Origin of the sequence: Aquimarina sp. Aq107 (genome assembly GCF_943733665.1) — a bacterium.
Taxonomy (GTDB): Bacteria; Bacteroidota; Bacteroidia; order Flavobacteriales; family Flavobacteriaceae; genus Aquimarina.
Genome location: NZ_OX030782.1, coordinates 1,442,760 through 1,450,000, shown reverse-complemented (window position 1 = coordinate 1,450,000; position 7,241 = coordinate 1,442,760). Strand labels below are relative to the sequence as shown.

The 7,241-nt window shown below is 37.1% G+C and carries 3 protein-coding genes, 2 tRNA genes and 2 rRNA genes (1 of these 7 only partly in view); 1 reads left to right on the top strand and 6 read right to left on the bottom strand.

Features of this window, described 5'->3' with window-relative positions; genetic code table 11:
* From NMK29_RS05840 to NMK29_RS05820, 5 genes are all read right to left on the bottom strand, one after another.
* Positions 1-308: ribosomal RNA gene (locus NMK29_RS05840) — 23S ribosomal RNA — on the bottom strand (it extends 2,514 nt beyond the left edge of the window).
* A 230-nt stretch (positions 309-538) separates the two neighbouring features.
* Positions 539-612 (bottom strand) — tRNA-Ala (locus NMK29_RS05835).
* 120 nt (positions 613-732) lie between these two features.
* Positions 733-806 (bottom strand) — tRNA-Ile (locus tag NMK29_RS05830).
* Between the two features lie 164 nt (positions 807-970).
* Positions 971-2,492, bottom strand: a 16S ribosomal RNA gene (locus NMK29_RS05825).
* The 16S and 23S rRNA genes sit together here with 2 tRNA genes alongside, the layout of an rRNA operon.
* 747 nt (positions 2,493-3,239) lie before the next feature.
* Positions 3,240-3,944, bottom strand: a complete 705-nt coding sequence (locus NMK29_RS05820; protein WP_108802636.1) for a DUF4294 domain-containing protein — start codon at positions 3,942-3,944, stop codon at positions 3,240-3,242.
* A gap of 107 nt (positions 3,945-4,051) precedes the next feature.
* Between NMK29_RS05820 and NMK29_RS05815 the strand changes: the two genes are divergently transcribed.
* On the top strand, positions 4,052-5,176 hold the full coding sequence (locus tag NMK29_RS05815; protein WP_108802635.1) for a M42 family metallopeptidase: 1,125 nt from the start codon (positions 4,052-4,054) through the stop codon (positions 5,174-5,176).
* A gap of 51 nt (positions 5,177-5,227) precedes the next feature.
* Here NMK29_RS05815 and acs read toward each other — a convergent pair whose 3' ends face one another.
* The gene (gene acs / locus NMK29_RS05810; protein WP_108802634.1) at positions 5,228-7,135 is read right to left on the bottom strand and encodes an acetate--CoA ligase; all 1,908 of its coding nucleotides are present in this window, start codon (positions 7,133-7,135) and stop codon (positions 5,228-5,230) included.
* Positions 7,136-7,241 lie beyond the last annotated feature (106 nt).

The window sequence follows — 7,241 nt, the reverse complement described above, 5'->3', positions numbered from 1 at the left end:
ACATCTTATAACGTGGTCCTACAACCCCAGCATTGCCGTAACAATACTGGTTTGGGCTAATCCGCGTTCGCTCGCCACTACTAACGGAATCACTATTGTTTTCTTCTCCTCCGGGTACTTAGATGTTTCAGTTCTCCGGGTTCGCTCCTATTGCTAGGTGACATATCTTCAATATGCCGGGTTGCCCCATTCGGATATCTGCGGATCATAGTGTATGTGCCACTCCCCACAGCTTTTCGCAGCTTATCACGTCCTTCATCGCCTCTGAGAGCCTAGGCATTCCCCATACGCCCTTAATTAGCTTATGCGTCTTGCTTTAACTTGCTCTTTTAGTTTTTGATGATAAATAAATATCATCACTCTTTTATTTTTGTCGTTAAATGTCTCCTGTGAGAACATCTAACGCTCGTATTCTTTAAATCAATATGTCAATGAACGTTTTTCCTATAATCAATATAAAAATCAATGAAACCAAAAACTTTTTCAACTTGTGAATCCTGTGTTTTAGCAACTATCAATCCCTATATCTAAAGAATTGTGGAGAATATCGGAGTCGAACCGATGACCTCCTGCGTGCAAGGCAGGCGCTCTAGCCAGCTGAGCTAATCCCCCATTAATGAAATCCTAAATGTCGAATTCAGAATCCCGAATGATGAAGTAATGAATTCTCAACTTCTAAAATTTCCTTTCAGTAATATAATCAATGAACTAATTTTAAGTCCGTAGACTTAGTAGTCTCAGGCAGACTCGAACTGCCGACCTCTACATTATCAGTGTAGCGCTCTAACCAGCTGAGCTATGAGACTTCTTCATAGTTGATGGTTGGTGGTTTTTTGTTGATCGTTATAAATATTTTAAAAAAAATACTAACAACTAACAACCAAAAACTAACAACTATTGTTTAATTAATTAACAGCTTAAGACTAAAAACACCTCAAAATAACAATTCCTGAGTATCGTCTTTCTCTAGAAAGGAGGTGTTCCAGCCGCACCTTCCGGTACGGCTACCTTGTTACGACTTAGCCCCAGTTACCAGTTTTACCCTAGGCCGCTCCTTACGGTGACGGACTTCAGGTACCCCCAGCTTCCATGGCTTGACGGGCGGTGTGTACAAGGCCCGGGAACGTATTCACCGGATCATGGCTGATATCCGATTACTAGCGATTCCAGCTTCACGGAGTCGAGTTGCAGACTCCGATCCGAACTGTGATAGGTTTTATAGATTCGCTCCTGGTCACCCAGTGGCTGCTCTCTGTACCTACCATTGTAGCACGTGTGTGGCCCAGGACGTAAGGGCCGTGATGATTTGACGTCATCCCCACCTTCCTCGCGGTTTGCACCGGCAGTCTTGCTAGAGTTCCCGACATTACTCGCTGGCAACTAACAACAGGGGTTGCGCTCGTTATAGGACTTAACCTGACACCTCACGGCACGAGCTGACGACAACCATGCAGCACCTTGTAATATGTCCGAAGAAAAGTCTATCTCTAAACCTGTCATACTACATTTAAGCCCTGGTAAGGTTCCTCGCGTATCATCGAATTAAACCACATGCTCCACCGCTTGTGCGGGCCCCCGTCAATTCCTTTGAGTTTCATTCTTGCGAACGTACTCCCCAGGTGGGTTACTTATCACTTTCGCTTAGCCACTCAGACCGAAGTCCGAACAGCTAGTAACCATCGTTTACGGCGTGGACTACCAGGGTATCTAATCCTGTTCGCTACCCACGCTTTCGTCCCTTAGCGTCAATACATTATTAGTGATCTGCCTTCGCAATCGGTATTCTAAGTAATATCTATGCATTTCACCGCTACACTACTTATTCTAACCACTTCATAATGATTCAAGACCTGCAGTATCAATGGCAATTTTCCGGTTGAGCCGAAAACTTTCACCACTGACTTACAGACCCGCCTACGGACCCTTTAAACCCAATGATTCCGGATAACGCTTGGATCCTCCGTATTACCGCGGCTGCTGGCACGGAGTTAGCCGATCCTTATTCGTAGAGTACCGTCAGAGTTCCACACGTGGAACTGTTTCTTCCTCTATAAAAGTAGTTTACAACCCATAGGGCAGTCTTCCTACACGCGGCATGGCTGGATCAGAGTTGCCTCCATTGTCCAATATTCCTCACTGCTGCCTCCCGTAGGAGTCTGGTCCGTGTCTCAGTACCAGTGTGGGGGATCTCCCTCTCAGGACCCCTATCTATCGTTGCCTTGGTATGCCGTTACCATACCAACTAGCTAATAGAACGCATAGCCATCTTATAGCAATAAATCTTTAATGATTAAATGATGCCATCTTATCATACTATAAGGTATTAATCCAAATTTCTCTGGGCTATCCCTTACTATAAGGTAGGTTCTATACGCGTTACGCACCCGTGCGCCGGTCGTCGTCAAGTGCAAGCACTCACGTTACCCCTCGACTTGCATGTGTTAAGCCTGCCGCTAGCGTTCATCCTGAGCCAGGATCAAACTCTTCATCGTGTATTCTTAAATATTATTTAACAATAACAACAGGAATTTTAAATCGTATCTCAAAAATGCTTCTAGTCTTAATTCTTATTGTAAAATGATCGTAAATAAATACAACCATAATACGCGCTGTCAATCAATATATCAATGAACTTTTTTAACTAACCGAAAACAATCTTCATTGCCGGTCGTTAATCGAAAATTAACAAGGAATCGAACCCTATAAATGAACCTAATCACTCTACTCCAGTACAACTTTTATTCTTATGAACTTCGCTTGTTTCTCAAAGCGGGTGCAAATATACAACCTCTTTTTAATCCTGCAAAACTTTTTTTAAAAAAAATTAAAGTTTTTTTTGAACCCCGAACCAAATCTACAAAAGCATCTAAACCCCAGTAAAACCTGACCCAAACAAACAAAAATAATCTCAATGAACTTAACAAAACAATATCCCGTTTTGCGGGTGCAAACATACAACCCTTTTTCTAATCAACAACAAAAAAAATAAGTATTTTTTTAAAGAAATTCTGAACTTGCTGGTTTTTAAAAAGTTGGAAAGCGAAGATAATAAAATAAATCAAAATAAAGGATAAAAGTTTTTAACAATACGAGTACAGCTTTTCTCACTCCCTGAACCCATAACAATCACAACTACAATATCTTAAATTAAAACTTAGATTATCAATATCAATAAACCAGAAGTTTTCTAGGAGATAGTATTAAAAGAGTACTTATTAAATAACAGGAATATAATAACACTAATTCTTTGTGGAGGTAGTTTTAATTGTATCGTTCCATTTATTTCTAAGATCATAAAAACTAAAATCCAATGCCGTTTTTTGTTCTTCCAATATATTAGACTGGAAACTTCTTTGAAGAATATCTTCAATCCAATAATCTTCTTCTACATTAATAGGATCATATTCTTCTTTTAAGGAAATACTAAAAAGTTTAGCGGTACTATTATACCAGAATGCTTTCCAACCACTCCTATATTCCTTTACCAAATCAAACATTGTCTGACCAGTTTGCCTGTGTATTAACTTTACTAAAATCTGCCCTTCCGTACGAGTCATCTTTTTTAACTCTGCTGTAAATTCTTCTTCCATATATTTCTGAAGTATTTTTACATATTTTTTACGAGCACTTTTAGATTTAATGTTTTTTAACCTTTCATTTAACGTAGTAAGTCTATCTGATGCCAATTTTGCATATGGATATACTTTTCTTGTTTTACGTCTTAATATAAGATACTTTCTTCTTGCCAGTCTATCTTTAAATTTTAACTTACCTAATATAACTACTTCATCAAGATCAATAGCATCGTGCGGAATTGTATCTCCTTCTATAATATAGTATTGCACATACCCCGTAGAATCGGTTTTTATTGAATCTATTTCCTTTTGGCACAAAACCGTTAATGGAAATAATATCATTAATATGTACATTATTTTTCTCTGCATAATAGATATTGATCTTCTAAAATCGTTCCAAAATTAACAATAAACAGTTTGTAAACTGTAAAATCTTTGTGAATATTATTAACTTCGTACAAAACAAATTTATATAAATGGCTAAAAAAAGTATACTAAATAAAAAGTCTTTGACTTTTCTGGAGAAGTATTTGAACAATGCGGCGCCTACAGGTTATGAATGGGAAGGGCAAAAAATCTGGATGGATTATTTAAAACCTTATGTAGATGATTTTATTACTGATACATATGGAACTGCTGTTGCTGTCATTAATCCTAAAGCTAAATACAAAGTAGTAATTGAAGGGCACGCTGATGAAATTTCATGGTATGTAAACTATATTACAGACAATGGTTTAATTTATGTTATTAGAAATGGTGGTAGTGATCACCAAATAGCAACATCAAAACGCGTAAACATTCATACAAAAAAAGGAATTATACAAGGCGTATTTGGTTGGCCAGCAATCCACACAAGAAATAAAGCTAAAGAAGAAGCTCCTAAATTAAGTAACATATGTATTGATGTAGGATGCAATACCAAAGAAGAAGTATTAGCTCTTGGAGTTCATGTTGGTTGTGTAATAACATATCCTGACGAGTTTTTTATTCTTAATAATGATAAGTTTGTTTGTCGTGCTTTGGATAACAGAATGGGTGGTTTTATGATCGCCGAAGTTGCTCGTTTACTAAAAGAAAACAAGGATAAACTTGATTTTGGTCTTTATATTACTAATTCTGTACAAGAAGAAATTGGTCTTAGAGGTGCCGAAATGATCACACATACGATACAACCCGATGTAGCTATTGTAACGGATGTTTGTCATGATACAACCACTCCTATGATAGAAAGAAAAACTGAAGGTGAAACCAAAATTGGTGATGGCCCTGTAATTTCTTATGCTCCTGCTGTACAAAATAGACTTAGAGAATTGTTGATTGATACTGCAGAAAAAAAGAAAATACCTTTTCAGCGCATGGCATCGAGTAGATCGACAGGAACGGACACTGATGCATTTGCATATAGTAATGGCGGTGTTGCATCGGCATTAATCTCTTTACCTCTTCGCTATATGCACACTACTGTGGAAATGGTTCATAGAGATGATGTAGAAAATGTTATACGCCTTATTTACGAAAGTTTGCTTTCTATAAAATCGGGAGAAACTTTTAGTTATTTTGAAAAACCTAAGCCTAGAACAAGAGCTAAATCAAAAAAATAACAAATTAAAAAGCCTCGCAAATGCGAGGCTTTTTAATTAACACCGAAAATACTACAATACATTATCCATTATCTCTTGAACCACTTCTGGATTTAATAATGTACTAGTATCTCCAAGATTTGATGTGTCCTTAGAAGCTATTTTTCTCAAAATACGCCTCATAATCTTCCCACTTCTGGTTTTAGGTAATCCGGATACGAATTGAATTTTATCTAATTTAGCAATCGGCCCTATACGTTCAGTGATTTGTTGATTCACCTCTTTGCTCAAATTATCACGATCTCTAGATTCTCCAACTTCTTTAAGAATTACAAAACCGTACAAAGCATTTCCTTTAATATCGTGTGGAAAGCCGACAATGGCCGATTCTGCTACCGCAGGATGTTCATTAATTGCATCTTCTATTGGTGCAGTTCCCAAATTATGACCGGATACAATAATCACATCATCTACTCTACCGGTTATCCTATAATACCCAACCTCATCTCTGAAAGCTCCATCTCCCGTAAAATATTTATTATTAAATGCAGAAAAATAAGTATCCTTATATCTCTTATGGTTACCCCAAATAGTTCTTGCCATGGAAGGCCAAGGAAACTTAACACACAATCTTCCTTCTACCTGATTTCCTTCAATTTCATTTCCATTTTCATCCATAAGTACTGGTTGCACACCAGGCATTGGAAGCGTTGCATATGTTGGCTTTGTTGGTGTTGCAAACGGAATAGGTGAAATTAAGATTCCTCCTGTTTCAGTTTGCCACCAAGTATCTACTATTGGACATTTCTTTTCACCTACATGATCATTATACCAATGCCAAGCTTCTTCATTTATTGGTTCTCCAACCGTACCTAACACCTTTAGACTTGATAAATCATACTCAGTAACATAATCTAAATTTTCCTTCGCCAAAGCCCTTATAGCCGTTGGGGCAGTATAAAATTGAGTAATCTTATGCTTTTGAACTATATCCCAAAATCTTCCAAAATCAGGATAGGATGGTACTCCTTCAAACATTACTGTTGTCGCTCCATTTGCTAATGGACCATATACAATATATGAATGCCCTGTAATCCATCCTATATCAGCTGTACACCAATAAATATCATCTTCCTTGTACTGAAAAACATTTTTAAAACTATATGCAGTATAGACCATATAACCCGCAGTAGTATGCATCATACCTTTGGGTTTTCCTGTAGAACCAGAGGTATATAATATAAATAGAGGATCCTCTGCATCCATGACCTCAGGAATACATTCGGTATCTGCACTATCTAGTAAAGGCTGTAACCATTCATCCCGATCAGGCTTCATCTGTATATCAGACTCTATTCTTTTTACCACCAGAACTGATTTAATCCCAGGACAATCTTCTAATGCATCATCTACAATACTTTTTAGATCAATTGTTTTTGCTCCTCTATAGGAACCATCTGAGGTAATAACCATTTTAGCATCGCAGTCATTAATCCTAGTTGACAATGCTGTGGCAGAAAACCCCGCAAATACTACCGAATGAATAGCACCTATTCTTGCACAAGCTAAAACTGAAATTGCTAATTCTGGGATCATTGGAAGATAAATACAAACTCTATCTCCTTTTTGAATCCCCTTACTTTTAAGAACATTCGCAAATTTACACACACGTTCGTGTAACTGATTATATGTAATATGTTCTGCCGGATCTTTAGGGTTATTAGGCTCGAATAAAATGGCCGTTTTATCTCCTCGAACATACAAATGCCTATCTATACAGTTTTCTGTAATGTTCAATTTTGCACCTTGGAACCACTTTACTTCAGGTTTAGCAAAATCCCATTCCAGTACCTTATCCCACTTTTTTCTCCATAAAAAATGTTCTTCTGCTATCTCACTCCAAAAAAGTTCTGGATTCCTAACAGATTTTCTATATACCTGAAAATATTCTTCAAGATGTTTTATGTGATAATTACTCATTATAGTTGGTTTTATATTTTTTTAATATTCAATTTCTTAATAATTATTTTACCTTTCATTATTATTTAGACAAACAACACTCTATTGTAACTAAAAAGCCTTTACT